22 protein-coding genes are annotated in these 23,742 nt (G+C 71.3%); 10 read left to right on the top strand and 12 right to left on the bottom strand.

From position 1 onward, the window contains the following. Positions 1 to 3 precede the first annotated feature (3 nt). Positions 4 to 2,025 carry a beta-galactosidase gene (locus ACZ7M2_RS26230; RefSeq protein WP_471597316.1) on the bottom strand — a complete coding sequence of 674 codons (2,022 nt, stop codon included), beginning with the start codon at positions 2,023 to 2,025 and terminating at the stop codon, positions 4 to 6. A 186-nt stretch (positions 2,026 to 2,211) separates the two neighbouring features. On the opposite strand from ACZ7M2_RS26230, the gene ACZ7M2_RS26225 reads away from it, so the two are divergent. The 6 genes from ACZ7M2_RS26225 (at position 2,212) to ACZ7M2_RS26200 (ending at position 7,312) form a co-directional block, all read left to right on the top strand. Continuing rightward, on the top strand, positions 2,212 to 3,531 hold the full coding sequence (locus ACZ7M2_RS26225; protein ID WP_471597315.1) for an ABC transporter substrate-binding protein: 1,320 nt from the start codon (positions 2,212 to 2,214) through the stop codon (positions 3,529 to 3,531). Continuing rightward, positions 3,528 to 4,451, top strand: a complete 924-nt coding sequence (locus ACZ7M2_RS26220) for a carbohydrate ABC transporter permease (protein ID WP_471597314.1) — start codon at positions 3,528 to 3,530, stop codon at positions 4,449 to 4,451. The genes ACZ7M2_RS26225 and ACZ7M2_RS26220 overlap by 4 nt, the downstream gene beginning before the upstream one ends. Further along, complete coding sequence (locus tag ACZ7M2_RS26215; RefSeq protein WP_471597313.1) at positions 4,448 to 5,353, top strand: carbohydrate ABC transporter permease; 906 nt, start codon at positions 4,448 to 4,450, stop codon at positions 5,351 to 5,353. The genes ACZ7M2_RS26220 and ACZ7M2_RS26215 overlap by 4 nt, the downstream gene beginning before the upstream one ends. Beyond that, a complete protein-coding gene (locus ACZ7M2_RS26210; RefSeq protein ID WP_471597312.1) occupies positions 5,350 to 6,381 on the top strand; it encodes a LacI family DNA-binding transcriptional regulator in 1,032 nt (343 codons plus the stop codon). Before ACZ7M2_RS26215 ends, ACZ7M2_RS26210 begins: the two co-directional genes overlap by 4 nt. Before the next feature lie 110 nt (positions 6,382 to 6,491). Continuing rightward, positions 6,492 to 6,845, top strand: coding sequence for a VOC family protein (locus ACZ7M2_RS26205; protein ID WP_471597311.1), 354 nt, complete (start codon positions 6,492 to 6,494; stop codon positions 6,843 to 6,845). 71 nt (positions 6,846 to 6,916) lie between these two features. Continuing rightward, positions 6,917 to 7,312, top strand: a complete 396-nt coding sequence (locus ACZ7M2_RS26200) for a MarR family winged helix-turn-helix transcriptional regulator (RefSeq protein WP_471597310.1) — start codon at positions 6,917 to 6,919, stop codon at positions 7,310 to 7,312. A 3-nt stretch (positions 7,313 to 7,315) separates the two neighbouring features. Here the strand turns inward: ACZ7M2_RS26200 and pqqB are convergent, their stop codons facing one another. From pqqB to ACZ7M2_RS26180, 4 genes are all read right to left on the bottom strand, one after another. Further along, the gene (gene pqqB, locus ACZ7M2_RS26195) at positions 7,316 to 8,203 is read right to left on the bottom strand and encodes a pyrroloquinoline quinone biosynthesis protein PqqB (RefSeq protein ID WP_471597309.1); all 888 of its coding nucleotides are present in this window, start codon (positions 8,201 to 8,203) and stop codon (positions 7,316 to 7,318) included. Between the two features lie 63 nt (positions 8,204 to 8,266). Continuing rightward, positions 8,267 to 9,379 carry a hypothetical protein gene (locus ACZ7M2_RS26190; protein WP_471597308.1) on the bottom strand — a complete coding sequence of 371 codons (1,113 nt, stop codon included), beginning with the start codon at positions 9,377 to 9,379 and terminating at the stop codon, positions 8,267 to 8,269. Positions 9,380 to 9,467: 88 nt separating this feature from the next. After that, on the bottom strand, positions 9,468 to 9,890 hold the full coding sequence (locus tag ACZ7M2_RS26185; protein WP_471597307.1) for an SseB family protein: 423 nt from the start codon (positions 9,888 to 9,890) through the stop codon (positions 9,468 to 9,470). A 165-nt stretch (positions 9,891 to 10,055) separates the two neighbouring features. After that, entirely contained in the window at positions 10,056 to 11,297 is a 1,242-nt protein-coding gene (locus ACZ7M2_RS26180) for an acyl-CoA dehydrogenase family protein (RefSeq protein WP_471597306.1), read from the bottom strand. A 265-nt stretch (positions 11,298 to 11,562) separates the two neighbouring features. On the opposite strand from ACZ7M2_RS26180, the gene ACZ7M2_RS26175 reads away from it, so the two are divergent. Then, complete coding sequence (locus tag ACZ7M2_RS26175) at positions 11,563 to 12,825, top strand: alpha-L-fucosidase (RefSeq protein WP_471597305.1); 1,263 nt, start codon at positions 11,563 to 11,565, stop codon at positions 12,823 to 12,825. Positions 12,826 to 12,838: 13 nt separating this feature from the next. Here the strand turns inward: ACZ7M2_RS26175 and ACZ7M2_RS26170 are convergent, their stop codons facing one another. The 4 genes from ACZ7M2_RS26170 to lnt form a co-directional block, all read right to left on the bottom strand. After that, complete coding sequence (locus ACZ7M2_RS26170; protein ID WP_471597304.1) at positions 12,839 to 14,836, bottom strand: ArnT family glycosyltransferase; 1,998 nt, start codon at positions 14,834 to 14,836, stop codon at positions 12,839 to 12,841. Positions 14,837 to 14,990: 154 nt separating this feature from the next. Continuing rightward, positions 14,991 to 15,188 (bottom strand): DUF2180 family protein, encoded by a 198-nt coding sequence (locus ACZ7M2_RS26165; protein WP_352045462.1) that lies wholly within the window; start codon positions 15,186 to 15,188, stop codon positions 14,991 to 14,993. A gap of 126 nt (positions 15,189 to 15,314) precedes the next feature. Further along, complete coding sequence (locus ACZ7M2_RS26160; RefSeq protein ID WP_403686549.1) at positions 15,315 to 15,788, bottom strand: NUDIX hydrolase; 474 nt, start codon at positions 15,786 to 15,788, stop codon at positions 15,315 to 15,317. A 40-nt stretch (positions 15,789 to 15,828) separates the two neighbouring features. Then, positions 15,829 to 17,457, bottom strand: coding sequence for an apolipoprotein N-acyltransferase (lnt, locus tag ACZ7M2_RS26155; RefSeq protein ID WP_471597303.1), 1,629 nt, complete (start codon positions 17,455 to 17,457; stop codon positions 15,829 to 15,831). 309 nt (positions 17,458 to 17,766) lie between these two features. On the opposite strand from lnt, the gene ACZ7M2_RS26150 reads away from it, so the two are divergent. Then, positions 17,767 to 18,783 carry an O-antigen ligase family protein gene (locus tag ACZ7M2_RS26150; RefSeq protein WP_471597302.1) on the top strand — a complete coding sequence of 339 codons (1,017 nt, stop codon included), beginning with the start codon at positions 17,767 to 17,769 and terminating at the stop codon, positions 18,781 to 18,783. 12 nt (positions 18,784 to 18,795) lie between these two features. Here the strand turns inward: ACZ7M2_RS26150 and ACZ7M2_RS26145 are convergent, their stop codons facing one another. Both ACZ7M2_RS26145 and ACZ7M2_RS26140 read right to left on the bottom strand, forming a co-directional pair. Then, entirely contained in the window at positions 18,796 to 19,341 is a 546-nt protein-coding gene (locus ACZ7M2_RS26145; RefSeq protein ID WP_352045466.1) for a hypothetical protein, read from the bottom strand. A 139-nt stretch (positions 19,342 to 19,480) separates the two neighbouring features. Continuing rightward, positions 19,481 to 20,266, bottom strand: coding sequence for a glutamate racemase (locus tag ACZ7M2_RS26140; protein WP_471597301.1), 786 nt, complete (start codon positions 20,264 to 20,266; stop codon positions 19,481 to 19,483). 58 nt (positions 20,267 to 20,324) lie between these two features. Here ACZ7M2_RS26140 and ACZ7M2_RS26135 point away from each other — a divergent pair, with 58 nt between their 5' ends. Further along, positions 20,325 to 21,500: a glycosyltransferase gene (locus ACZ7M2_RS26135; RefSeq protein WP_471597300.1), complete on the top strand. Its 1,176-nt coding sequence runs from the start codon at positions 20,325 to 20,327 to the stop codon at positions 21,498 to 21,500. Between the two features lie 44 nt (positions 21,501 to 21,544). On the opposite strand, the gene ACZ7M2_RS26130 is transcribed toward ACZ7M2_RS26135, so the two are convergent. Further along, entirely contained in the window at positions 21,545 to 22,966 is a 1,422-nt protein-coding gene (locus ACZ7M2_RS26130; RefSeq protein ID WP_471597299.1) for a TerD family protein, read from the bottom strand. 302 nt (positions 22,967 to 23,268) lie between these two features. Between ACZ7M2_RS26130 and ACZ7M2_RS26125 the strand changes: the two genes are divergently transcribed. Continuing rightward, the gene (locus ACZ7M2_RS26125) at positions 23,269 to 23,712 is read left to right on the top strand and encodes a DUF6643 family protein (RefSeq protein ID WP_067373139.1); all 444 of its coding nucleotides are present in this window, start codon (positions 23,269 to 23,271) and stop codon (positions 23,710 to 23,712) included. The last annotated feature ends 30 nt before the right edge of the window (positions 23,713 to 23,742 follow it).

Below are 23,742 nucleotides of genomic sequence, written 5' to 3'. Positions count from 1 at the left end.
GGCTCAGCCGTCGAGCCGTACGACCCGGACGGCCCCCGCGGGCAGCACCAGGCGGCCCGCGGCGCGTTCGCCCGTCAGCAGCTCGGTGCCGGCCGCGTCCAGCGGCACCTTGGCGTCCGACGAGGTGTGGTTGATCGCGAACAGGAAGGTGCCCGACTCACCGCTGCGGCGCACCACTTCGACATCGCGGGGCAGGTCGGCGCGCGGCGCGATCCGCGCGTCGTCGGACGCCCAGCCGATGAGGGCGTCCAGGCCCTGCGCGCCGAGGCGGGTGGAGACGTACCAGGCGGAGCCCTCGCCGAGGCGGTGGCGGGTGACGGCCGGGCGACCCGCGGTGAGTCCGTCGGCGTACGTCCACACGGTCTCGGCGCCGCGCGGCACCACGAACTCGGTCCAGACGTCGCCGGTGAGTTCGGAGCCGTCGGGGCCGGTGATCCGGACCCGGTCGTCCTTCAGGAGCGGTGAGAACTCCTCGACGGTCAGGCCGAGCACGTCCCGCAGCGCACCGGGGTAGGCGCCCTCGTGCACGGCGTCGTGCTCGTCGACGATGCCGGAGAAGTACGAGACGACGAGGGTGCCGCCGTTCTCGACGTACTCCCTGAGGTTGTTCCCGGCGGCCTCGGTCATCAGGTAGAGGGCGGGGACGACGACAAGGGGATAGGCCGACAAGTCGGCTTCTGGGTGGGCGAAGTCGACCGTGAGGTGACGGTCGTAGAGCGCCTCGTAGAACGCGTCGGCGCGCTCGCGCGGGTCGTGGTCCTCGCTGGGGCGCCAGTCGAGGGTCTGCGCCCACCAGGAGTGCCAGTCCCACAGCACGGCGGCGTCGGCGACGGTGCGGCTGCCCTTGACCGAGGTCAGTGACTCGATGGACGCGCCGAGTTCGACCACCTCGCGCCAGACCCGTGAGTCGGTGCCGGCGTGCGGCAGCATCGCCGAGTGGAACTTCTCGGCGCCGCGCCGGGACTGCCGCCACTGGAAGAACATGGCGCCCTCGGAGCCGCGCGCCACGTGCGCGAGGGAGTTGCGGGCCATCTGGCCCGGGGACTTCGCCGGGTTGCGGGGCTGCCAGTTGACGCCGGACGTGGAGTGTTCGAGCAGCAGCCAGGGTGCGCCGTCCGCGACGGAGCGGGTGAGGTCGGCGGCCATCGCGAGGTTGACGTGGGTGCGGCGGCCGTCGGTGATCAGGTAGTGGTCGTTGCTGACGAGGTCGACCTCGCGGCCCCAGGCCCAGTAGTCGACGGAGTCGCACTGGCTGAGGGCGGTCATGAAGTTCGTGGTGACCGGGATGCCGGGGGCGAGGCGGTGCAGGATGTCCCGCTCGGCGACGAAGTTCTCGCGCATGGTCTCGTCGGCGAAGCGCTTGTAGTCCAGGGCCTGGGCCGGGTTGCCGACCGTGGGAGTCACGCGCGGCGGGTTGATCTGCTCGAAGTCCGCGTAGCGCTGGCCCCAGAAGGCTGTGCCCCAGGCCTCGTTCACCGCGTCCACGGTTCCGTACGTGCGGGCCAGCCAGCGGCGGAAGTGGGCGGCGCAGGACGCGCAGTAGCAGGCCGAGACGGGGACGCCGTACTCGTTGTGGACGTGCCACAGGGCGAGCGCGGGATGGCCGGCGTACCGGGTGGCGAGTGCCGTGGTGATGCTCGCCGCGGCGGCGCGGTAGTCGCTGTTGCTGTGGCAGATGGCGCCGCGCGAGCCGAACTCGTAGCGGGTGCCGTCGGCGGCCACCGGCAGCGCCTCGGGGTGCTCGCGGTAGAACCAGGCGGGCGGCGCGACGGTCGGGGTGCCGAGGTCGGCACGGATGCCGTTCTCGTGCAGCAGGTCGAGCAGTCGGTCCAGCCAGCCGAAGTCGTGCGTCCCCCGAGCGGGTTCGAGCAGCGCCCAGGAGAAGATCCCGACGCTCACCATCGTGACACCCGCCTCGCGCATCAGCCGGACGTCCTCGTGCCAGACGTCTTCCGGCCACTGCTCGGGGTTGTAGTCCCCACCGAAGGCGAGCCTGGTGAGGCCCTTGGGTGTGGTCTCCGGCATGGATCTTCTCCCGTTTAATCGATCATTTGGGAACGTGCACACACTCGATCAGCGGCGCGAGCCCAACATAACCGCACAGCAACAACCATTGACAAGTGTCCAGGATGTTTCTCTACTGTGAACGCTCACAGAAGCATGGCACGGTCGCCGCAGCAGGCGGGGACCCAGGTCAGGGGAGAAAGATCCATGCCAAACACGAAGCTGCGTCGCCTCGTGGCCACCTCCATCGCCGTCACGCTCGGCGGCACCGCACTCGCCGCCTGCGGCTCGTCGGACGACAAGAGCTCGTCCGAATCGGGTCCGGCGTCCCTGACGTACTGGTCCTGGACTCCGGGCATGGACAAGGTGGCCGACCTCTGGAACAAGGGGCCGGGCAAGCAGCAGAAGATCACGGTCACGGTGAAGAAGCAGGCGTCGGGCGACACGCTGGTCACCAAGATCCTCACCGCGCACAAGGCGAAGAAGGCCCCGGACCTGGTCCAGGCCGAGTACCAGGCGCTGCCGACCCTGGTCAGCAATGACGCGCTCGCCGACATAGCCGGCGAGTCGAAGGACGCGAAGAGCAAGTTCGCCGACGGTGTCTGGCAGCAGACGACCCTGGGCTCGGACGCCGTGTACGCGATCCCGCAGGACATCGGCCCGATGATGTTCTACTACCGCCAGGACCTCTTCAAGAAGTACGGCCTGACGGTTCCCACGACCTGGGAGCAGTTCGCCGAGACCGCCCGCGCGCTGAAGAAGAAGGCCCCGGACAAGGACCTGACCACCTTCTCCGCCAACGACTCCGGCCTCTTCGCGGGTCTCGCCCAGCAGGCGGGCGCCAAGTGGTGGACCGCCTCGGACGACAAGTGGAACGTCGGCATCGACGACGCGGCGACGCAGAAGGTCGCCGACTTCTGGGGCGGCCTCGTCAAGGAGGGCGCGATCGACAACCAGCCGATGTACACGCCCTCCTGGAACAAGGCGCTGAACACCGGCAAGCAGATCGCCTGGGTCAGCGCGGTGTGGGCGCCGGGCACCCTCACCACGGCGGCCCCCGACACCAAGGGCAAGTGGGCGATGGCCCCGCTGCCGCAGTGGGACGGCAGCAAGGACGTCACCGGCAGCTGGGGCGGCTCCTCGACGGCCGTCACCACGGACTCGCAGCACAAGGCGGCCGCCGCGAAGTTCGCCACCTGGCTGAACACGGACCCGCAGGCGGTGGCAGCGCTGGCGAAGGAGGGCGGCATCTACCCGGCCGCCACCACCGCGCAGACCAGTGACGCCTTCTCCGAGCCGCCGGCGTTCTTCTCCAACCAGGCCGACTTCTACCCGAAGGCCGCGGAGATCGCCAAGACCACCGCGCCCTCCGCCTGGGGCCCGAACGTGAACGTCGCCTACACGACCTTCAAGGACGCCTTCGGCGCCGCCGCCAAGGACAAGTCGGACTTCGGCGCCGCCCTGAAGAAGATGCAGGACGACACGGTGGCCGACCTCAAGAAGCAGGGCTTCGGGGTCGCTCAGTGACGACGGCACGTCGGAAGTCGTACGGGGTCAAGCGGGCCCCGTACGCTTTCCTCCTCCCCGCGACGATCCTCTTCGCCCTCTTCTTCGCGCTGCCCATCGGCTACGCGCTCTGGCTGAGTCTGCACAAGGTGCAGGTCAAGGGCCTGGGCCTGGGCTCGGGCGCCCGCAAGGAAGTCTGGGCGGGGCTGGAGAACTACAAGGACGCCCTCTCCGACTCCGAGCTGCTGAGCGGCGCGGTGCGCGTGGTGGGCTACGGCGCCATCGTGATCCCGGTGATGCTGGGCCTCGCGCTGCTGTTCGCGCTGATGCTCGACACGGACAAGGTGCGCCTGGCCCCCTTCACCCGGCTCGCGATCTTCCTGCCGTACGCCATTCCCGGCGTCGTCGCCGCGCTGCTGTGGGGCTTCCTGTACCTCCCCGACGTCAGCCCCTTCTACTTCGTCCTCGACAAGCTGGGGATGCCGCAGCCGAACCTGCTGGACGGCGGCCCGCTGTATCTCGCGCTGTCCAACATCGCGGTGTGGGGCGGCACCGGATTCAACATGATCGTCATCTACACCTCGCTGCAGGCCATCCCGGCCGAGGTGTACGAGGCGGCGAAGCTGGACGGCGCCACGCCCCTGCAGATCGCGCTGAAGATCAAGATCCCGATGGTGGCGCCCTCGCTGGTGCTCACCTTCTTCTTCTCGATCATCGCGACGCTCCAGGTGTTCAGCGAGCCGACCACCCTCAAACCCCTCACCAACTCCGTCTCCACGACCTGGAGTCCGCTGATGAAGGTGTACCAGGACGCCTTCGGCAAGGGCGACATCTACTCGGCCGCCGCGGAGGCGGCGATCATCGCCGTCGTCACCCTCGTCCTGTCCTTCGGCTTCCTGCGTGCCGCGAACTCCCGTAACAAGCAGGAGGAAGCACGATGAGTTCTCTTGCCGTACGCAAGGCCGCGCCGGCCGCGGGTACCACCCCCGGCACCGCCCAGGGCCCGCCCCTGCGCCGCCGTATCGCCCTCGTGCCCACCCTGACGCTGCTGCTCGGCGCGCTCTACTGCCTGCTGCCCGTCGCGTGGGTGCTGATCGCGGCCACCAAGTCGGGCCGTGAGCTGTTCTCGACCTTCACGTTCCTGCCGGGCTCCGGATTCACGCAGAACGTCAAGGACCTCAACGCCTACCGCGACGGGATCTACTGGAAGTGGATGGGCAACTCCGCCCTCTACGCGGGCCTCGGCGCCCTCCTGTCGACGGCCGTCTCGGCGCTCAGCGGCTACACCCTCGCGATCTACCGCTTCCGGGGCCGCGAAACCGTCTTCAGCGTCCTGATGGCGGGCGTGCTCATGCCGCCGGTGATCCTGGCGATCCCGCAGTACCTGCTGCTGGCGAAGGCGGACCTCACGGACTCCTACGCGTCCGTGCTGCTCCCCCTCATCCTCTCCCCGTACGGCGTCTACCTCGCCCGGATCTACTCCTCCGCGGCCGTGCCCGGTGACGTGGTCGAGGCCGGGCGGATGGACGGGGCGAGCGAGTGGCGGATCTTCACCCGGATCGCGCTGCCGATGATGGTGCCCGGACTGGTGACGGTGTTCCTGTTCCAGTTCGTCGCCGTGTGGAACAACTTCCTGCTGCCGTACATCATGCTCAGCGACGACGAGAAGTTCCCGATCACGCTGGGTCTGTTCACGCTCCTCGAACAGGGCGCCAACACCCCGGCGCTGTACACGCTGGTGATCACCGGCGCGCTGCTCGCGATCGTTCCGCTCATCGCTCTCTTCCTGGTCATCCAGCGATTCTGGAGCCTCGATCTGCTCTCGGGAGCCGTAAAGTCGTGACCATGACCAACGCGGGGGGCAGGCGCAGACCGCCGACGATCCATGACGTCGCGCGCGAGGCCGGCGTGTCCCGGGGCACGGTGTCGCGGGTGCTCAACGGCGGGCACTACGTGAGCCCGGCGGCGCAGGAGGCGGTCAACGCCGCCATCCGCAGAACGGGCTACGTCGTGAACCGGCACGCCCGCTCGCTGATCACCGGCCGCTCCGACTCGATCGGGTTCCTGCTCACCGAACCGCAGGAGAGGTTCTTCGAGGACCCGAACTTCAACGTCCTGCTGCGCGGCTGCACCCAGGCGCTGGCCGCGCACGACATTCCGCTCCTGCTGATGCTCGCGGGCACCGAGGACGAACGGCGGCGCATAACGCGGTACATCACCGCGGGCCACGTCGACGGAGTGCTGCTGGTCTCCAGCCACTCGGGCGACCCGGTCGCCGAGCAGCTGCGTGAGGCGGGCGTGCCGCTGGTCGCCTGCGGCAAGCCCATCGGGCTCGGCTCCAAGGTGAGTTACGTCGCCGCCGACGACCGCGACGGCGCCCGGGACATGGTCAAGCACCTGGTCTCCCTGGGCCGTCGCCGCATCGGCATGGTCACGGGTCCGCTCGACACCCCGGGCGGTGTCGAGCGGCTCGCGGGCTACCGGGAGGTGCTCGCCGAGGCGGGCATCGAGGCCGACGACCGCCTCGTCGCCTCCGGCGACTACAGCCGGGCCAGCGGTGAGGCGGGCGCCGAGCAGCTCCTCGAGCGTGCCCCGGACATGGACGCCGTCTTCGTCGCCTCCGACCTGATGGCACAAGGCGCACTCGCCGCTCTGCACAAGGCGGGCCGCCGGGTCCCTCAGGACGTCGCGGTCGGCGGCTTCGACGACTCCTCCGCCGCGATCTCGGCGACCCCCGCCCTCACCACCATCCGGCAGCCGTACGACCGCATCAGCGCCGAGATGGTCCGCGTCCTGCTCGCGCAGATCGGGGGCGAGGAGCCGGCGGCGGTGATCCTGCCGACGGAACTGGTACGACGCGACTCGACCTGAGCCGCACCCTCCGACGCCGGGGGGGCCGGGACCGGTCAGGATTCGAGAAGCCTCCCGGCCCTCCCCCGCCCTACCGTGAAAGCACCGCAACACACCACGGAGGAGTCACCATGACCGCAGGGCTGAAGACCATCATCTACCCCGTCAAGGACCTCGCACGAGCGAAGGCCCTGTTCGGCGCCTTGCTCGGCACAGAGCCCTACGCGGACACCGCGTACTACGTCGGATTCAAGGACTCCGGGCAGGACGTCGGCCTCGACCCCAACGGTCACGCCAAGGGGATGACCGGACCGGTCCCGTACTGGCACGTCGACGACATCCGGGCGACGCTGGCGGCCCTGCTGGAAGCCGGGGCCGAGACGCTCCAGGACGTCCAGGATGTGGGCGGCGGCAGGCTGATCGCCTCGGTCAAGGACACGGACGGGAACCTCGTGGGGATCCTCCAGGACGGCTCCGGCGCGTAGCCCCGCCGGGTTGTTGCAACCGCACTAGTTGCACACTCAATAAAACCCCGGACCTCTGTTACCGTGCATATATGGCAGTGAACACGGCGAGCGACGTCCGGCTCGAGGACCGGTGGCGGGACATCCTGTCGGTGCACGCGCGCACGATGTGCGAGATCGACCGCGCGCTGCACCCGCACGGTCTCGGCGCCAGCGACTTCGAGGTGCTGGACATCCTGGTCTCGAGCGAACTCGCGCACGAGGGCGAGCACTGCCGGGTGCAGAACATCGCCGACCGTGTCCATCTGAGCCAGAGCGCCCTGTCCCGCCTGATCGGGCGGCTGGAGAAGGACGGCCTGGTGGAACGCACCGTCTGTCTGGAGGACCGGCGCGGGGTGTGGGTCGCGCTCACCCGCAAGGGACGCGACCTGCACACCGAGGTACGCCCCCTGCAACGCGCCGTGCTGGCCCGCATGCTGAACGCCTAGTCTCTACACCACGAACTCCGCCCCGTCCGGCAGCACTTCGACCCCCGCCGCGCTCACCCGCGCACGGGCGTCCGAGTCCGGGTCGAGCAGCGGGTTGGTGTTGTTGAGGTGTGTGTAGATCCGCCGGGGGCCGGAGTGGCGGGTGAGGGCCACGAGGCTGCCGCGTGCGCCCGCCACCGGAAGGTGCCCCATCGCGGCCTGCCGCCCGCCCCGCGAGCGTACGGCCGTGCCCATCTCGTCGGGCGCGTAGAACGTGCCGTCGAGCAGTGCGCAGTCCGCCGAGGCGAGCAGGTCGTCCAGCTCCGGGGTCCAGGCGCCCAGACAGGGCGCGTACAGGAGCACTCCGCCGCCTGCCAGGTCCTCGATCCGGTACGCGGTCACCCAGCGGTCGTCCGGGTCGGGGCCGGCGACGTACTTCGGGGCCTTGGGACCGACAGGGTGCGCGGTGACGACCAGACCGCCGGACAGTACGAACCCGCCCTCGGTCAGGCTGTCCGCCCACTCCCAGGGGGCGTAGCGGTCGAGCAGGTCACGCAGTGGGGCCAGGGTGGCGAGGACGGGCGGCGCGGCGTAGACCTTGAGCCCGGCGCCGCCGCGCAGCACGGTCAGCCCGGCGACGTGGTCCGCCTCCGCGTCGGTCAGGAGCACGCCCCGTACGGGTGTGTCCCGTGGCCCCGGTCCGGGCGCGAGCGCGGGGGTGGTGGTCAGCTGCGTACGGATGTCGGGCGAGGCGTTGAGCAGCCACCAGTCGCGGGAGTTGCCGCTCAGGGCGACGGACTCCTGGGTCCGCGCGGGCAGTTTTCCGTCGCGGGCGGCCGCGCAGAGCGCGCACGCGCAGTTCCACTGTGGGAAGCCGCCACCGGCGGCCGTACCCAGCAGGACGACTTTCAAGGGGACTCCCATCCCTGCGCATCGAACCGTACCCGGGGGATCTTCCCCACTCGGCGGCCAGAACTACGCGGCGGCCGGGGGCAGTTGGGGACGATCTTCGCCGGGGCGCCGGTCCGCGGGGCGCGCGGGCGGGATCGGTGTCGAGGGGAAGTCCCGCGGCCCGGTCCACAGCGCGGGGACCGCGTCGCCACGGCGGCACAACTCGAATGCGATCGTCTCGTAGTTGACCCGCCAGCCGTGGAAGTGCGGCCACGCCTGTTCGGCCGTCCGCTCGGCGGGGAAACCGGCCGCCTCCAGCATCGCGACGGCCGCGTCGAACTCCAGGTAGGTGAGCTGGACCGGGGTATCGGGCGCGGGGTCGGTGTCGTACGGGAAACGCAGGGAGCGGGCGATGTCGCGCAGTGCGGTGAACCCGGCGCGCAGCATCAGGCGGGCCTCCGGTGGGGCGCTGCTCGGGGCGAGGGCGAGCTGCATGGCGGCCGCGTCCATGACGGCGACGAGGGCGACGATCCAGCTGCGGTAGGGCCGCGGTGAGCGGAACGCGAGCAGGACGGGGTACGTGGAGTGGCTCTCGCCGATGTCGGAGGCGAGCCGCTCCCAGGAGCGGTACAGCTCGGGCAGCGCGGTCTCGGTGTCGACCAGCCACTGCCGGGCGAGGATCTCAGGTCCCCAGGCAGGTTCGCCCGCGCGCGACTGGAGCAGGGTCACCTCCAGCTCGCGGCGGTTGTAGGCGGCGTACAGGGTAGGCAGGTAGGCGATCTGGAGGGCGATCACGACCGGTCCGGTGACGGCGGCGATGAAGTCCACCACGGACAGGTGCAGTCGGTCGCCGCTGGCGAAGCCGAGCGTGAACAGGCTGGAGCCCGCCTCCCGGACCGATTGGGTCCAGGTCAGCGAGGAGATGGCGTGCAGCAGCAGTCCGAAGCCGATCAGGGCGCCGCCGAGCCAGCTCACGAGCGTGCCCATCAGCATGAGCGGGGCGAGCCAGGTCTGCGCGCGGTCGATGGCGCGGTAGCTGCCGCCGGGGGCGGCGAGGCGCAGCAGGAAGCGCAGGGAGCGCCACCAGCGGATCACCATCGTGGAGTACAGCCCGCGGGGCACGACGAGGATGCGCAGGATGCTGGCGAACACCAGCAGCAGGAGCAGGCCGCCGGCCACGCCCGAGATCCATTTCATGCGGTCATTCTCACGTCCGACGCGGACGCCTTCAGCACGACGGATCTCGTACGGCGCGAACGGGGCCCGCGGCCCGCACGTCGAACGGTCAGGCCCGCGGCCGGACCAACAGGGTACGAACGCCCTCGGAGGTGAGGGTCAGGCCGTTCGGTGAACTCGGGTCGATGGTGAGCGACAGATCATCGGTCGGCCATTGGGAGGCGAGCGCGCCCAGCGGTACCAGACGGTAGCGGGAGACGAACGGCAGCAGTTCGGCCATCGCCGGCTCCGAGGTGAACACCGGCACCACCTGCTCCCCGCCCGGCTGCTCCAGCACGGGCAGCGCCACGGCGGCGGGGTCGCGCACGTCCTCCTCGCTCGCGTCGTCCGGCACGGGGACCAGCACCTCGCTGCCGGCCAGGGTGTCCAGCGCCAGCGGGTTCTCGGTGTTCTCCGCGAGTGCCTTCAGCGCCTCCTGGGCGGGTGTCGTGGCCGTCGGCAGGTAGTGAGGGTTGTTCAAGGGTGTGTCCATTGGCAGATCCCAGGTAGTGACGGACAGGCCGCCCGGGGCGGGACTCGCCCCGGGCGCGGCTCCTGTCGCGCGTACCCACTCGCGGCCGGGGCATTCCCCGCCCCCGCCCGCCGGTGCTCACGAGATCGAGAGACCAAGGAATCAGGAGATCAGGAGATCAGGAGATCAGGAGATCAGCGGGATGTCGTCCGACGGCAGGCCGAGGCGGTCACGGCCGACACGGCGGGCCAGCGGTTCGGCCATCGTGGGGCCGAGGTGCGACCAGATCGTGGCGGCGTCACGGAAGTAGCGCTGCATCCGTGCGCCGTCGCGGGCGTGCCGGGAGCCCGCCGTGCGGAACAGGATGCCCTGGAGCGCGTCCCAGGCCAGGCGCCCGGCGGTGACGAAGACCAGCGCGAGCCGGTTGTCGACGGCGGTCGTGAAGGGAGCCCGGCCCGACACGTTGTCGCAGCAGGCCTCCATCCAGTCGTCGGCGGTCGCCCGCAGCGCCGCGTCCGCCGTACGGATCGCGGCCAGCGCCTCCCCCAGGTGGCGCTGGTAGTCGTGGAGGTCGGCGCGGGTGCGGCCGGGGTCCATGACGAGCGGGCGTTCGGCGATGATCCGGGCGTACTCGTCGGCGGCCGCGTACGCGGTGCCGATCATGAGCGCGGCCAGCTCGCCGTGGAAGAAGCTCGCCGCGCGCCCCGCGTACATGGGATGGCCGTGCAGCTTCGAGCCGAGGGAGCCGCCCTCGACGGGCAGGTCGAGCAGGCTCGCCTCCCGGGTGAAGTGCTCGGGGATGCGGGCCTCGTCGAAGCGGATGCTGTGGGAACCGCTGCCGCGCAGGCCGAGGACGCCCTGCCAGTCGTCGATCAGGGTCCAGGCGGAGCGCGGCGCCACGAACAGCACGAGCGGCCCCGGCGGGTCCTCCGGCTTCTCGGGGGCGCGCAGGGTCTGACCGACGTAGTGGGTGGAGTACGGGGAGCCGGAGGAATAGGACCAGGTGCCGTCGAGGACCACGTGACCGTAGCCGTCGGGCCGCGCCACACCGACGGGGGTCGCGGTGGAGGCGGCCCGGAAGTCGCCCTCGTCACCGAAGAGTTCGTCCTGTGTCTTCTCCTCGAAGACCGAGGCGACCTGGAGGACGTGGGCGGCGGTGAGGGACAGGGCCCAGCCGGTGGAGGGGCAACCGCGCGCGACCTCGGTCACGACGCGGTAGAAGGTCGGCAGGCCGAAGGCGTAGCCGCCGTACCTGCGCGGCTGCAGCATCCGGTAGAAACCCGCGCGCAGGAACTCCTCGTGGGTGTCCTTGGGGTAGATCGTCAGCCGCTCGGTCTCCGGCTGCCGTTCGAGCAGCGCGGGCCGCATCGCCACGGCCCGCTCGATCACTTCGCGTTCGGTGAGTTCCGGTTCGGGAACGGCGATCACGGGGCCTCCTGACGGGCGGGACTGTCCATACGTGTGGCGCTACCAATGATTGAACACGCAGATCCGCCACGGTGTACCGCCGGATAACGCCAAGTACGAGAATCCGTACGCCGGTTGAAGTGTCGACGCGCCCGCCCTGGGGAGCGACGAGAGCGCCTTTCCCCCCGTCGGCCGAGGCTTCGAGGCGATGGCCATGGTGAAAACGAACCAGTGATGGTGACCGGGGCCCACGCGCCCCGCGGGCCCCGCCGCCTACCGTGGGCGCATGCCGATGCAACCCTGGTTTCCCGACGCCAAGCTGGGCGTCTTCATCCACTACGGTGTCTACGCCGTGGGCGGAGCGGCCGAGTCCTGGTCGTTCTACACGGGCGAGATGACCCACGAGCAGTACATGAAACAGCTCGAAGGCTTCACCGCGTCGAAGTACGATCCGGACGCCTGGGCCGAGCTGTTCGCCCGCATCGGCGCCCGGTACGCGGTCCTCACCACCAAGCACCACGACGGCGTCGCCCTCTGGGACACCGGCCACCGCAATCTCGACGTCGTCCGGGACACCCCGGCCGGCCGGGACCTGGTCACGGGTTTCGTCGACGCGCTGCGCGAGCGGGGGCTGAAGGTCGGGCTCTACTACTCGCACTCCGACTGGAACCACCCCGACTACCCCAGCATCCGGCACGTGAGGCCGGGCGAACCGCCGAGTCCCTACTCGCACGCCGAGCCCGGCAAGGAGGACCCGGCCGCCTGGGAGCGCTACCTCGCCTACCGCGACGGCCAGGTCGGCGAGTTGATGGACCGCTTCCGCCCCGACCTGCTCTGGTTCGATGGCGAGTGGGAGCGCACCGAGGAGCAGTGGCGGATGGACGAACTCGCCGAGCTGATCCTCGCGGGCAACCCCGACGCCGTCCTCAACGCGCGGATGCTCAGCCACGGCGACTACGCCACCCCTGAGCAGGGCACCCCGCTGCAGGCCCCGGAGGGCCCGTGGGAGCTGTGCCTGACGATCAACGACTCGTGGAGCTACCGGCCGCAGGACCGCGACTTCAAGTCGGTGCGCCAGCTGGTGCGCTACTTCACCGAGACGATCGGCATGGGCGGCAACCTGCTGCTCGGCGCCGGGCCCCGCGAGGACGGGACCATCCCCGAGGAGCAGATCGAACGCCTGGAGGGGCTCGGCGCCTGGATCGGACGGCACACCGACGCGGTGTACGGGACGGTCGCCGGGCTGCCCGCCGGGCACCACTACGGTCCCAGCACCCTCTCCGCCGACCGGCGCACGCTGTACCTGGTCTGCTTCGACGCCCCCCGTGACAACGTCTCGCTGCGCGGTCTGCGCAACGAGGTCAAGCGCGTCAGGGTCCTGGGCACCGGCACCGAACTGGGCCACCACGTCACCGGCGGCCTCGACGCCGTCCCCGGTGTGACCTGGATCGACGCGCCCGCCGCGGCCGACCTCGACGAGTACGCCACCGTCCTCGCCGTCGAGCTGGAGGGCGAGCTGGACCTCTACCGGGGCACCGGCCGCGACTGACGGAGGGACCGCGTCAAGGGAGTACGGCGGCAGAACGGGGCGAGCAGCGGTAGAGGCGTGCCATCGGGAGCGGTACGCGTGCGCAATGGGCGCGCACCCACGCGGCGTTGGTCCGGCCCGGGACGGTCACCGCGCCGCCGAGGACGACGTAGCGCAGCCGGCCGGTGGCGACGAGGTGACGGAACTGGGCGCCCGTGGGCGTGGGCGCGGCCCCGGTGAATCCGCCCATGGGAAGCACCTTGGCGCCCGCGTAGAGGATGTACGCGGCGGCGGACCGCCAACTGGTCGTCGCGAAGAGGTAGGTGGCTCCGTCCTGGTGGGCCCGGGTGTAGGCCAGGAGCCGCTGCTGGTCCTCGTCGAGTCCGTCGGTGGACTTGGGGGCCCTGTCGCCCGCGTTCCGGGCGGCGGGCTGTGCGGAGAAGGTCCGTTGTCGCGCGTTGTGGTGGTGCCATGTGGACACCGGCCCGGCGGAGCCCATGCCGGAGTGCCCGTACGCGGGGTCCAGGACCGAGGCGGCCCAGGCCGCGGAGGGCCCCAGCATCGCCGCGACGGCCAGGCCGAGGCCCAGTACCGCGGTGCGCCGTCGCGCCCCTTCGGCACCATCGCTACGGGACAGTGCCAGCAGCGCCAGCGCGCCTGCTCCGAGGATGATCGCGGCCGGGGCCAGCCACGGCAGGAACGTCGGGTACTGCCCCGCGATCACCGCTGACCAGGTCACCGTGGTCACCACCGCGACGGGCAGCGCCCACGTCCGTGCCCCGCTCCCGTTGCGCCAGGCACGCCAGAACTGCACGGTCCCGGCGCCGAAGAGCGCGGCCAGCGGTACGGCCACGACACCCATGTAATACGTGTGGCCGCCGACCGCTCCGGCGCTGAAGACCAGGAAGTACGTGGCCAGCCAGACCCCCCAGAGCAGGAAGCCCGCCCGCAGCGGGTCTGTGCGCGGCCTGCCGCGCAGCCACACCGGGCCGCACACCGCGGCGAGCGCGGCCGCCGGGTACAGCCAGCCGACCTGCGAGGCCAGCGACGGGCCGACCATCTTGGCCCACTGCGTGGCGGCGTGTCCGTGCCCGGGCTCCGTGGGGGCGGTGCCCGCCATGGTCTGTGCCGCCACGCTTCCGGTGTCCTTGGCATCGATGCCGAGGCTGGAGAAACGGGTGAGGAAGTTGTATCCGACGACCTGGCTGACGGCCGAGTTGTCCGTCGTACCGTCCACGTACGGACGGTCCTTGGCCGGGGTCAGCGTCACCAGCAGCACCCACGAGGCCGAGACCACCAGACACACCGCGCCGGCGGCGGCCAGGTGGCCCAGGCGGCGGCGCAGCACCGCCGGCGCCGAGAACACGTACAGCAGGCCGAGCGCCGGGAGTACCGCCCAGGCCTCCAGCATCTTGGCCTGGAAACCGAGGCCGACCCACATCCCCGCCGCGAGCAGCGGGCGCAGCCGGGCCTCGCGGGCCGCGCGCAGCGTGGCGTCGGCGGCCAGCAGGACGAGCAGGGTGAACGCGGGATCCTCGGCCTGTGTGCGGAAGAGCCCCGCGACCGCCGGGGTGAGTGCGAACGCGCCCGCCGCGAGCAGGCCCGCGCTCTCCCCCGCCCAGCGGCGCACGGCGCGGTACAGGACGGCGACGCTGAGCACGCCCTCGATGACCTGGGGCAGGGTGAGCGCCCACGGGTGGAATCCGAAGATCCGCGCGGACAGCGCCTGGGGCCACAGGAAGCCGGGCAGTTTGTCGATCGTGATCGAGTTGCCGGGGTCGAAGGAGCCGAACAGGAAGCCCTGCCAGCTCTCGGACATGCTGCGCGCGGTCTGCGCGTAGAACGCGTGGTAGCCACTGTGCTGGATGTCCCAGGTGAACAGCAGGGCCGCCATCGCGAGGATCGCCGGCAGCGCGGGTCTGGCGTGGGCCGGGCCCCCCACCGGACTGCGGCCGGACGTCCCCGGACGGGCGAGCAGCCGCCCGCCCGTCCGCTGGGCCGACGCGATGATCGCTGCGGTGGTGCTGACCATGGACGTACCTTCCCGGTGTACTCGCCGTTCGCGCAGAGAGAGGGCGGAACGGCCCACCGGGATGCCTGGGGGCGGTGGCTGTTCAGGTGACGTTCAGGTCGGGGGACGGACGCCGCGGCTCACACCGTGGGGCGCGGCCGGTGCGCTGCCGAAGTCAGCTCGTCTCCGCCGCGCGGCAGGATCCGCAGGTGATGTGGCGGGCCGGCTTCTCGTGGATGGCCCGGCCGGTTCCGGTGATGTCCTGGGTCGGCGGGTGGCTTTCGTGCACATGCGTGCGACACAGCGCCGCGCCGCAGCGGATGCATACGGCGACCGCGGGACCGGGAGTGCCGGGGCAGTCGTAACAGTTCATGTCCTCACCTCGTTCTTTGGTGAGGGCCCTGTGGGGGGCTCCGCGATCCATCCTCCATCATCCTTGCGGACATCGCCTGGCCAGAGAACCCGGCCACGAGCCGTCCGGTCCCCGGTGTGCCCGTGCTCAGGTCGTGGGGTCGAACCACGTGGGCGCGTCCGACAGGGCCTGCTTGATCCGGAACATCCCGAACTCGTTCAGCTCGGGCAACGCGTCGACGGCGAACCAGCCGACGTCCAGCGACTCGTCGTCGTTGACCCTCGCCTCGCCGCCGACGGCCCGGCACCGGAACGTGGTGTCCATGTACTGGCAGGTGTCGCCGTTCTCGTAGGTGACCGGCTCCAGGGCCTGGACCAGCACCACGCGCTCGACGACGCAGCGCACGTTGGTCTCCTCGAACACCTCGCGCACGGCGCAGGCCGCGGGCTGCTCGCCCGGGTCCGGAATGCCGCCGATGATCGACCACTTCCGGGTGTCGGTGCGCCGGCCCAGGAGCACTCTGCCCTCGTCGTCGAAGACGATGGCGGTGACTCCGGGGAGCCAGAGCAGCTGGTGGCCGGCCGAGGCCCGGATGGTGCGGATGAAGTCAGGGGTAGCCATGGACCGACCCTAACGGCCGGATTCCGTCATCCGGCCGAGGTCACGCGGGATCGCCCGGAACGGCGCCCTTCCGGCGCCCGCGGACCATCGCCGTACCCGCCCAGCCGAGACCGCCCACCGCGACCGCCACCAGCAGCATCTCCGGCAGGATGCCGAGCCGCGTGGCGGGGGTCTCGGAGGAGCGCAGCGGCACCTTCTGGACCAGCGAGTCCGCCACGAACATCCCGGTCCGCTGGGTGATCCTCCCGTCCGGCATGATCACGGCGCTGACGCCGCTGGTCACCGGCACCGTGACGGTACGGCTGTGCTCGACGGCGCGGACGCGGGACATGGCGAGCTGCTGATAGGTCATCTCGCTGCGGTCGAAGGTCGCGTTGTTGCTCGGCACCGAGATCAGCTGCGCGCCGTCGGTCACGGTGCTGCGCACGGCCCAGTCGAAGGCGGCCTCGTAGCAGGTGACCAGTCCGACTCGGGAGCCGTCCATGGTGAACACGCCCGGCTTGTGGCCCCGGCTGAAGTCCTGGCGGACCATCGAGGTCCAGTTCTTGTTGATCGCGCCGAGCAGTGAACGCAGCGGAAGGTACTCGCCGAAGGGCTGGACCTGTCGCTTGTCGTACGTGTCGAGGGGGCCCTTGACCGGGTCCCACAGGATCTGCTCGTTGTAGAGCTTGCCGTCGCGCTCGACGACGCCACCGACCGAGATGGGCGCGCCGATGGCCTTGGCGGCGTCGTCGATCACGAGGCGGGCGTCGGCGCTGGTGAAGGGGTCGACGTCGGAGGAGTTCTCCGGCCACAGCACGAAGTCGGGCCGGGCGACCTTGCCCGCCTTGACCTCGGCGGCCAGCCGCTCGGTCTCCCGTGCGTGGTAGTCGAGCACAGCGCGCCGCTGGGAGTTGAAGTCGAGCCCCGCGCGCGGCACATTGCCCTGGATGACGGCGACGGTCGCCGTGCCGTTCTCGGCCTTGTCGCTCACCAGCGACCGCGCCGCGAGCGCCCCGACGACGGGGACGGCCACGCTGAGCAGCGCCGCCGCGGCGGCCCCTCGGCGTACGACGCCGGTGCGCCGGCCCTCGACGACCTGACGAACGACCTCGTACAGCCCGAAGCCGCAGAGCACGACCGCGAAACCGAGCACCGGGGTGCCGCCCACCGCGGCCAGCGGGAGGAACATGCCGTCCGCCTGGCCGAAGGCGATCTTGCCCCAGGGGAAGCCGCCGAACGGCGCACGCGCGCGTGCCGCCTCGCCCGCGATCCAGACCGCCGCCGCCCACAGCGGCCATCCGGGCAGCCGGGAGACGAGGGTGATGCCCGCGCCGACGAGCGCCACGTACACCGCTTCCACGGCGACGAGTGCCAGCCACGGGCCGGGGCCGACCTCGACACCGGTCCACACGAGCAGCGGCAGCAGGAAGCCGAGGCCGAACAGATAGCCGAGCCCGAGGCCCGCCTTCCAGGAGCGACCGCGCAGAAGCCAACCGAAGACCGCGAAGGCCGGCAGGGCCAGCCACGAGACGGTGCGCGGCGGGAAACTGACGTAGAGCAGCACTCCGGAGAGCGCCGCGGCGGCAGCCGGAGCGTATCGCCGAGCCAGTCTGGCCCCGCGGGATGCGGGCGCGGCCTGGGGTTCGAGCTGATCCGGCTCGTCTACGGAAGTTGCGGTGGCGGTCACCCGGGGAGTGTACGGCGCGTGACCTGGGCGCCGACAGCACGGTCCGCACCATGAACCTCCCGGCGCCCGGGGGTGGTCCGCACGCTCCGCAGACCGTCGCATGCCCGCCCGATGAACCGTTCCTGCGCAACTCATCCACAAACCGGCGCATCAGCCGTTACGGTGTGCCCAGCCTCTGACGTGCGGCCGGATGCGGCCGTGGCGGTCGGGGCCCGGCACAGGTCGGGGGGCGACGGGGTGGGGTCCACGGGGATGAGGTCCGCGGCCGGTTCGGCGGCCGAAGGCGAGAGACGAAACGTTTCGGACGCCATGGGTGTGATCGTGCTCGGGGCCTGCGCGGCGTGGGCCCTGATCACGGCGACGGCGCACGACGGGCGGCCCGAGGGGGTGCTCCTGGCCGTGCTCGCCGTGGCCGCCGGATACGCCTCGGGCCGGATCCTCGGCGCACTCCTGCCGGTCGCGGCGCCGTGTGCCGGGGCTCTCGCCGGACTGGGCCTCGCGCTCACCGCCGCGCACGCCACCCCGGGCCCGCAGGTCACGACGCCACTCGGGCACGGCGGTGCCACAGCCGCGCTGCTCGCGCTGTCCACCGGTGCGGCGTGCTGTGCGGCCTGGGCGGCCCGCAGGCCGGCGCAGCGGATCGCGCCGAGTCTGCTCGCCGTCGGGATCGTGGTGAGCGCGGCGGTGCTCGGCTCGACCACCGGATGCGCCGCCGGCGCCGGAGTGCTGCTGTGCTCGCTCGCCGCCGACCGCATGCGCCGCCGCGCCCTCGGGCTCGGGGGTCTCGCACTCGCCGCGGCGCTGGTGACGGGCGCCACCTGGGCGGTCGCGGAGAACGTGCTTCCGGACGGTCTGACCGCCGCCCTGGAGGGCCAGCTCACCGAGCACCGGGTCCTGCTCTGGCGCGACGCGCTCCACCTGACCGGACACCATCCCGCCTTCGGCGTGGGGCCCGGGCGGTACGGGGAACTCAGTCCGACGGTCACGCAGTCGCTGCTGCCCGACGGCAAGCCCCACTCGGCACCGTGGCAGCAGGCGGCCGAGCAGGGTCTGGTCGGCGTCGCGCTGCTCGCCGCGGTCTTCTGCTGGGTCCTCTATTCGCTGTGGCGTTCGCCGCGGTCCACGACGATCGCGCTGACGGCGGGCGCGGCCCTCACGGCTCTGGCCGTGATCGCCTCGCTGGGCAACGCGCTGAGCTTCACCACGGTGACGGCGGGTGCGGGGCTGCTCGCGGGGCTCGCGACGGCACGGCCCCTGGCCGACGAGGACCTGGAGAGCGCCCTGGACGCGGGAGACCGAACCCCGAGGAACCTGCTGGAGCCGTGAACTCCGCGACGGTCAGATGACCGCGCCGGGCGTGGCCGGCCGCAGCCGGTCCCGGATGATCCGGACCATCGCCTCCGCGTTGTCCACCGTGATGGTGAACGTGTGTCCGTCACCGAGCTGGAGCACCACACCCTCGCCGCGCCGGACGATGACCGCGGTGCCCTTGTCGGGACGCCAGCGGTAGCCCCAGCCGCCCCACTGCCGCGGGGTGACCCGGGGGGCGAAGTCGGCGCCGACGACGCTCGAGAGCGGAATACGTCGGCGGGGCAGACCGATGTGGCCGCAGCGCACTTCGAGGCAGTCCTTGTCGACCTTCACGGCGACATGCACGAAGGCGAGGGTGCCGAACATGATGAGCAGTCCCGCCGCGATGCACCCGACGACGGACATGGCCAGTGCCGCGACACCCGACGTCCACGTCGAGTCGACGGCCAGTTCGACACCCAGCGCGATGCAGGCGGCCCCGCCTATGGCGGGCAGCCACTGGACGCGATTGGTCGCACTCCCGGTCCAGACATCGGGGTGCGAGAAGTTTTCGCGGTGGAGGTGGTACCTCATGTTTAAGAGACTACTCAGGTTCCGCACCGCGGGCACCGGGTCGCGGAGGGTCACTGCTCCGGGTGGACGCGCAGCGCACGCGGGGCGTTCAGGCGGTGACGGACGGTCGCCTTTCGGAGGCCTCCGCCCGGCGACACGGTCAGCGGGCGGGGCTGACCGCCTGAAGAAGGCGGCCTTCCTCGTACGCCAGCGCGGTCGCCGACAGGCCACCCTCGCTGCCGCTGAGGAGCACGGTGAGGGAGCCCTCGGCGGGGGCCGTCGGGTCCGGGCGCTCGCCGATCCTGCGCAGTGCCTGCGCGGCGACGGCCCCGGCGGAGCCATGCAGCGCGAGCGGCGGGAGGCCGGGCTGCTGCACGGCCGTACGGATGCGTTCGGCGACCAGCTCGTAATGGGTGCAGCCAAGGACCACGGCCCTTACATCGCGGGGCGTGCGCTCGGCCGCCACGGCGATCGCGGCGTCGATGCCCTCCTGGTCACCGTGCTCCACGGCGTCGGCCAGCCCGGGGCAGGCCACTTCGGTCACGGACACTCCCCCGGCGAACTCGCCGATGAGCCCGCGCTGATAGGGGCTGCCGGTGGTGGAGGGCGTGGCCCAGATCGCGACGGGTCCCCCACCGGCCGCGGCCGGCTTGATCGCCGGGACGGTGCCGATGACGGGCACCTCCGGCTCCAGACGGGCGCGCAGCGCCGGAAGGGCGCGTACGGAGGCGGTGTTGCAGGCGACGATCAGGGCCTCGGGACGGTACTGCGCGGCGGCCTCGGCGACGGCGAGCGCGCGGGCGGTCACGTCCTCGGGCGTACGCGGTCCCCAGGGCATGCTGCCGGGGTCCGAGGAGAGCACGATGTCGGCGTCGGGCCGCAGTCGACGTACCACGGCGGCAGCGGCGAGCAGTCCGATTCCGGAGTCCATGAGCGCGATCTTCACCCGGTCACCATAGACGATCCGCCCCGGCGGACCCCCGGGGTGGGGCAGACTGCGACGGGTGAGTGCCGTCGCGTGGACCGCCGTGGGATCACTGGCCGCCTGGCTGTGGCTGCTGCTCGGCCAGGGCTTCTTCTGGCGTACGGATCTGCGGCTGCCGCCGCGTCGGGAACCGGACGACTGGCCGTCCGTCTGCGTCGTGGTACCGGCACGCGACGAGGCCGCCGTACTGCCCGAGAGCCTGCCCTCGCTGCTCGCCCAGGACTATCCGGGGCGCGCCGAGATCTTCCTCGTCGACGACGGTAGCTCGGACGGCACCGGGGAACTGGCCCGTGAGCTCGCCCGCACGCACGGCGGGCTGCCGCTCACCGTCGGCTCGCCCGGGGAGCCGCCCGCGGGCTGGACCGGAAAGCTCTGGGCCGTGCGTCACGGTATCGGCCTGGCACACGCGCGTGGCCCCGCATACCTGCTGCTGACGGACGCGGACATCGCGCACGCGCCGGACAGCCTGCGGACGCTGGTCGCCGCGGCGCGCACCGGCGGCTTCGACCTGGTCTCGCAGATGGCCCGGCTGCGGGTGGAGAGCGTGTGGGAGCGGCTCGTCGTCCCCGCCTTCGTCTACTTCTTCGCACAGCTCTATCCCTTCCGGTGGATCGCGGTGAAGGGCTCACGGACGGCGGCCGCGGCGGGCGGCTGCGTACTGCTGCGCGCCGACGCCGCCGAGCGGGCGCGGATCCCGGACGCCATCCGGCACGCCGTCATCGACGACGTGGCGCTCGCGAGGGCGGTCAAGGGCGACGGAGGTCACATCTGGCTGGGGCTGGCCGAACGGGTCGACAGCGTGCGTCCCTATCCCCGGCTGCACGACCTGTGGCGCATGGTCTCACGCAGCGCGTACGCCCAGCTGCGGCACAATCCGGTGCTGCTCCTCGGTACGGTCCTCGGCCTCGCCGTGGTGTACCTGGTGCCGCCGGCCGCCCTCTTCACGGGTCTCTTCTCCGGGCATTCGGGGATCGCGGCGGCCGGCGGGCTCGCGTGGCTGCTGATGACGGCGACGTATCTGCCGATGCTGCGCTACTACCGGCAGCCCGTGTGGCTCGCCGCGTCACTGCCGGTGACCGCGTTCCTGTACCTCCTCATGACGGTCGATTCCGCGGTGCAGCACTACAGGGGGCGCGGCGCGGCCTGGAAGGGCCGCACCTACGCGCGCCCGGACACCGCGCTCGACGAGCGCTGACCGGTCACTTTCCCGCTCGTTTCCTGCGGGTCACCACCTGTTGGTCACTTCCTGCCGGGGGTCCAGTTCATGCCCCACCCGTAGACGCGGTCCACCGTGCGCTGCGGGCTCACGCCGCGCTCGGGGACGAGGTAGCGGGCTTCACGCTGGACGATCAGGTCGCCGCCGTTGTTGGTGATGAGGGCGAGGGCGCAGACCGTCGAGGGCACGGTGCACTCGTCGAGCGAGAAGTCGACGGGGGCGCCGTTCAGCGGTTGCAGGGTGACCGTGGCATGCAGGTCGGCGAACGAACGTGCCCCTTCGTAGATGGTGACGAAGATGAGGATGCGCCGGAAACTCTGCTTGTGGTCGAGGTTGACGGTGAGGTTCTCGCCGCTCGCCACGGCACCGGTGCGGTCGTCGCCGTCGAGGTGGATGTACGGCGGCTGGTGCAGCGCCCCGAAGGCGTTGCCGAGCGCCTGGACGACTCCCTTGCGGCCGTCGGACAGTTCGTACAGGGCGCAGAGGTCGAGGTCGAGGTCCCTGTGCGCCGCGACGGCCCGGCCCCGCTTGCTGCCCCACCCCGAGAACTGCTTGCGCACCTCCCAGTTGAGGTTCACACGCATGGCGCCGGACGTGCCGCCCTGCTTGGTCAGCGAGACCGAGGGCGCCTCCTTGGTGAGCGTGACCTTGGAGAGGCGGACCGGGGCCCCGCTCCGGGCGGGCGGCGGAGCCATGGCGGGGGGCGAGACGGTGACCGGCGGTGCGGTGACGGGCGGTGCGACGGGCGGGGACATGCTCACCGGCGGCGGACCGGCCACCCGTGTACCGGGCGCGGGCGGCATGGCGGCGGAAGGTGTGGGGCCGGGCGGTGCGGGGGCAGGCGGTAGGGGAGCGATCGGCGCGGCGGCGGTCGGTGCGGGGGGAGGCGGGGTCGGCGGCGCGTGCTGCGGCTCGTCCACCGTGATTCCGTAGTCCTTCGCCAGCCCTTCCAGTCCGCTGCCGTAGCCCTGTCCGACCGCGCGGAACTTCCAGGCACCCTGGCGCCGGTAGAACTCACCGAGCACGAAGGCGGTCTCGACGGTCGCGTCCTTGCTGTCGAAGCGCGCGATCTCCGTGCCCTGCCCCGCGTCGAGCACCCGGATGTACAGACCGGGCACCTGCCCGAAGGTGCCGCCGTCCGCGGAGGCGGCCAGCACCACGGTCTCGATCGCGCCCTCCACGCGCGCGAGGTCGACGAGCAGTGTGTCGGTCACCTGACCGCCGTCGCCCCGCTTGCCCTCGTGCCGCACGGCGCCGGAGGGGTGTGCCGGCTGGTTGTAGAACACGAAGTCGCCGTCGGAGCGGACCTTTCCGGAGACCAGCAGCAGCGCGGAAGCATCCGCGTCGGGAACCCCGGGCCCCGAACGCCACCCCATTTCGACGCGCAACGCACGCGTCGGCACAGGAACATTCGAACCTTTAGGCATTGTCATGTCCGCCCCCATCACGTGTCACCGCGCCAGGCCGCGCCTCGGGCCGTACCCCGGGCCCTTTCCCGACCAACGTATTCCCCCAAGGCGGAGAACTCCCGTGAGGTGCTCCGGAAGATCGCACGAGGTGCCTCGAAGACTGCTGGCCAACCACCGGTAACCCCCTCGGAACTCGGCCTTTACACGATCTGAACCCTGTTTGACGCCCTTTTTTGCCGAGTTCGCTCGCATTGGGGATCCCGCGTCACTGCCGACACGGAAAACAACCCTCTTATCGGTCTCCCCAACCAGCACATCGTGGGCTTAACTTATGTGCCATGACCTCCCCCCGCTCCACCTATGGCGGCGGTTACTACTCCGCGCCGTCCTTCCCGGACACCCCGATCTACGACTCCCTGGTCGCTGAGCGGGGCACTCCCCAGATCGCCCCGATCCGGGTTCCCGCCGCCTACGACACGGGCAGCAGCTACCTTCCCGCACTCCCCTCGGCACTTCCCGCCCTGCCCGCCGGACCTTCGCACCAGGCCCCCATGTACGGCGGCTACCCGCAGGCCCAGCAGCCCGCCCCGCTGCAGCAGGCCCCGGCGCCGTACATCCCGCAGCAGGCCGGCGCCCCGCGTGGCTACCCGGGACCCCAGCAGCAGCCGCAGCGCCCGATGGCGGCCGGCACCGGCTACGAGGCGATGCGCCCCGCGGCTCCCCGCCCCGCCCCGGCTCCGTACCAGGACCCGTACAACAACCAGCAGTACCGCGGGTACTGAGGGGCTGAGGTACGCGGGCACCGCGGCATT

This window comes from Streptomyces sp. NPDC111507, from assembly GCF_055638955.1.
The sequence above is the reverse complement of the archived record's forward strand: the minus strand, read 5'-3'. Positions and strand labels throughout refer to the sequence as shown.

What these genes read in the sequence shown, in the direction of transcription:
- ACZ7M2_RS26230 (WP_471597316.1), bottom strand. Translation starts at nt 2,025, where the DNA reads ATGCCGGAGACCACACCCAAGGGCCTCACCAGGCTCGCCTTCGGTGGG.
- ACZ7M2_RS26225 (WP_471597315.1), top strand. Translation starts at nt 2,212, where the DNA reads ATGCCAAACACGAAGCTGCGTCGCCTCGTGGCCACCTCCATCGCCGTC.
- ACZ7M2_RS26215 (WP_471597313.1), top strand. Translation starts at nt 4,448, where the DNA reads ATGAGTTCTCTTGCCGTACGCAAGGCCGCGCCGGCCGCGGGTACCACC.
- ACZ7M2_RS26205 (WP_471597311.1), top strand. Translation starts at nt 6,492, where the DNA reads ATGACCGCAGGGCTGAAGACCATCATCTACCCCGTCAAGGACCTCGCA.
- ACZ7M2_RS26200 (WP_471597310.1), top strand. Translation starts at nt 6,917, where the DNA reads ATGGCAGTGAACACGGCGAGCGACGTCCGGCTCGAGGACCGGTGGCGG.
- ACZ7M2_RS26190 (WP_471597308.1), bottom strand. Translation starts at nt 9,379, where the DNA reads ATGAAATGGATCTCGGGCGTGGCCGGCGGCCTGCTCCTGCTGCTGGTG.
- ACZ7M2_RS26185 (WP_471597307.1), bottom strand. Translation starts at nt 9,890, where the DNA reads ATGGACACACCCTTGAACAACCCTCACTACCTGCCGACGGCCACGACA.
- ACZ7M2_RS26175 (WP_471597305.1), top strand. Translation starts at nt 11,563, where the DNA reads ATGCCGATGCAACCCTGGTTTCCCGACGCCAAGCTGGGCGTCTTCATC.
- ACZ7M2_RS26170 (WP_471597304.1), bottom strand. Translation starts at nt 14,836, where the DNA reads ATGGTCAGCACCACCGCAGCGATCATCGCGTCGGCCCAGCGGACGGGC.
- ACZ7M2_RS26165 (WP_352045462.1), bottom strand. Translation starts at nt 15,188, where the DNA reads ATGAACTGTTACGACTGCCCCGGCACTCCCGGTCCCGCGGTCGCCGTA.
- ACZ7M2_RS26160 (WP_403686549.1), bottom strand. Translation starts at nt 15,788, where the DNA reads ATGGCTACCCCTGACTTCATCCGCACCATCCGGGCCTCGGCCGGCCAC.
- ACZ7M2_RS26150 (WP_471597302.1), top strand. Translation starts at nt 17,767, where the DNA reads ATGGGTGTGATCGTGCTCGGGGCCTGCGCGGCGTGGGCCCTGATCACG.
- ACZ7M2_RS26145 (WP_352045466.1), bottom strand. Translation starts at nt 19,341, where the DNA reads ATGAGGTACCACCTCCACCGCGAAAACTTCTCGCACCCCGATGTCTGG.
- ACZ7M2_RS26130 (WP_471597299.1), bottom strand. Translation starts at nt 22,966, where the DNA reads ATGGGGGCGGACATGACAATGCCTAAAGGTTCGAATGTTCCTGTGCCG.
- ACZ7M2_RS26125 (WP_067373139.1), top strand. Translation starts at nt 23,269, where the DNA reads ATGACCTCCCCCCGCTCCACCTATGGCGGCGGTTACTACTCCGCGCCG.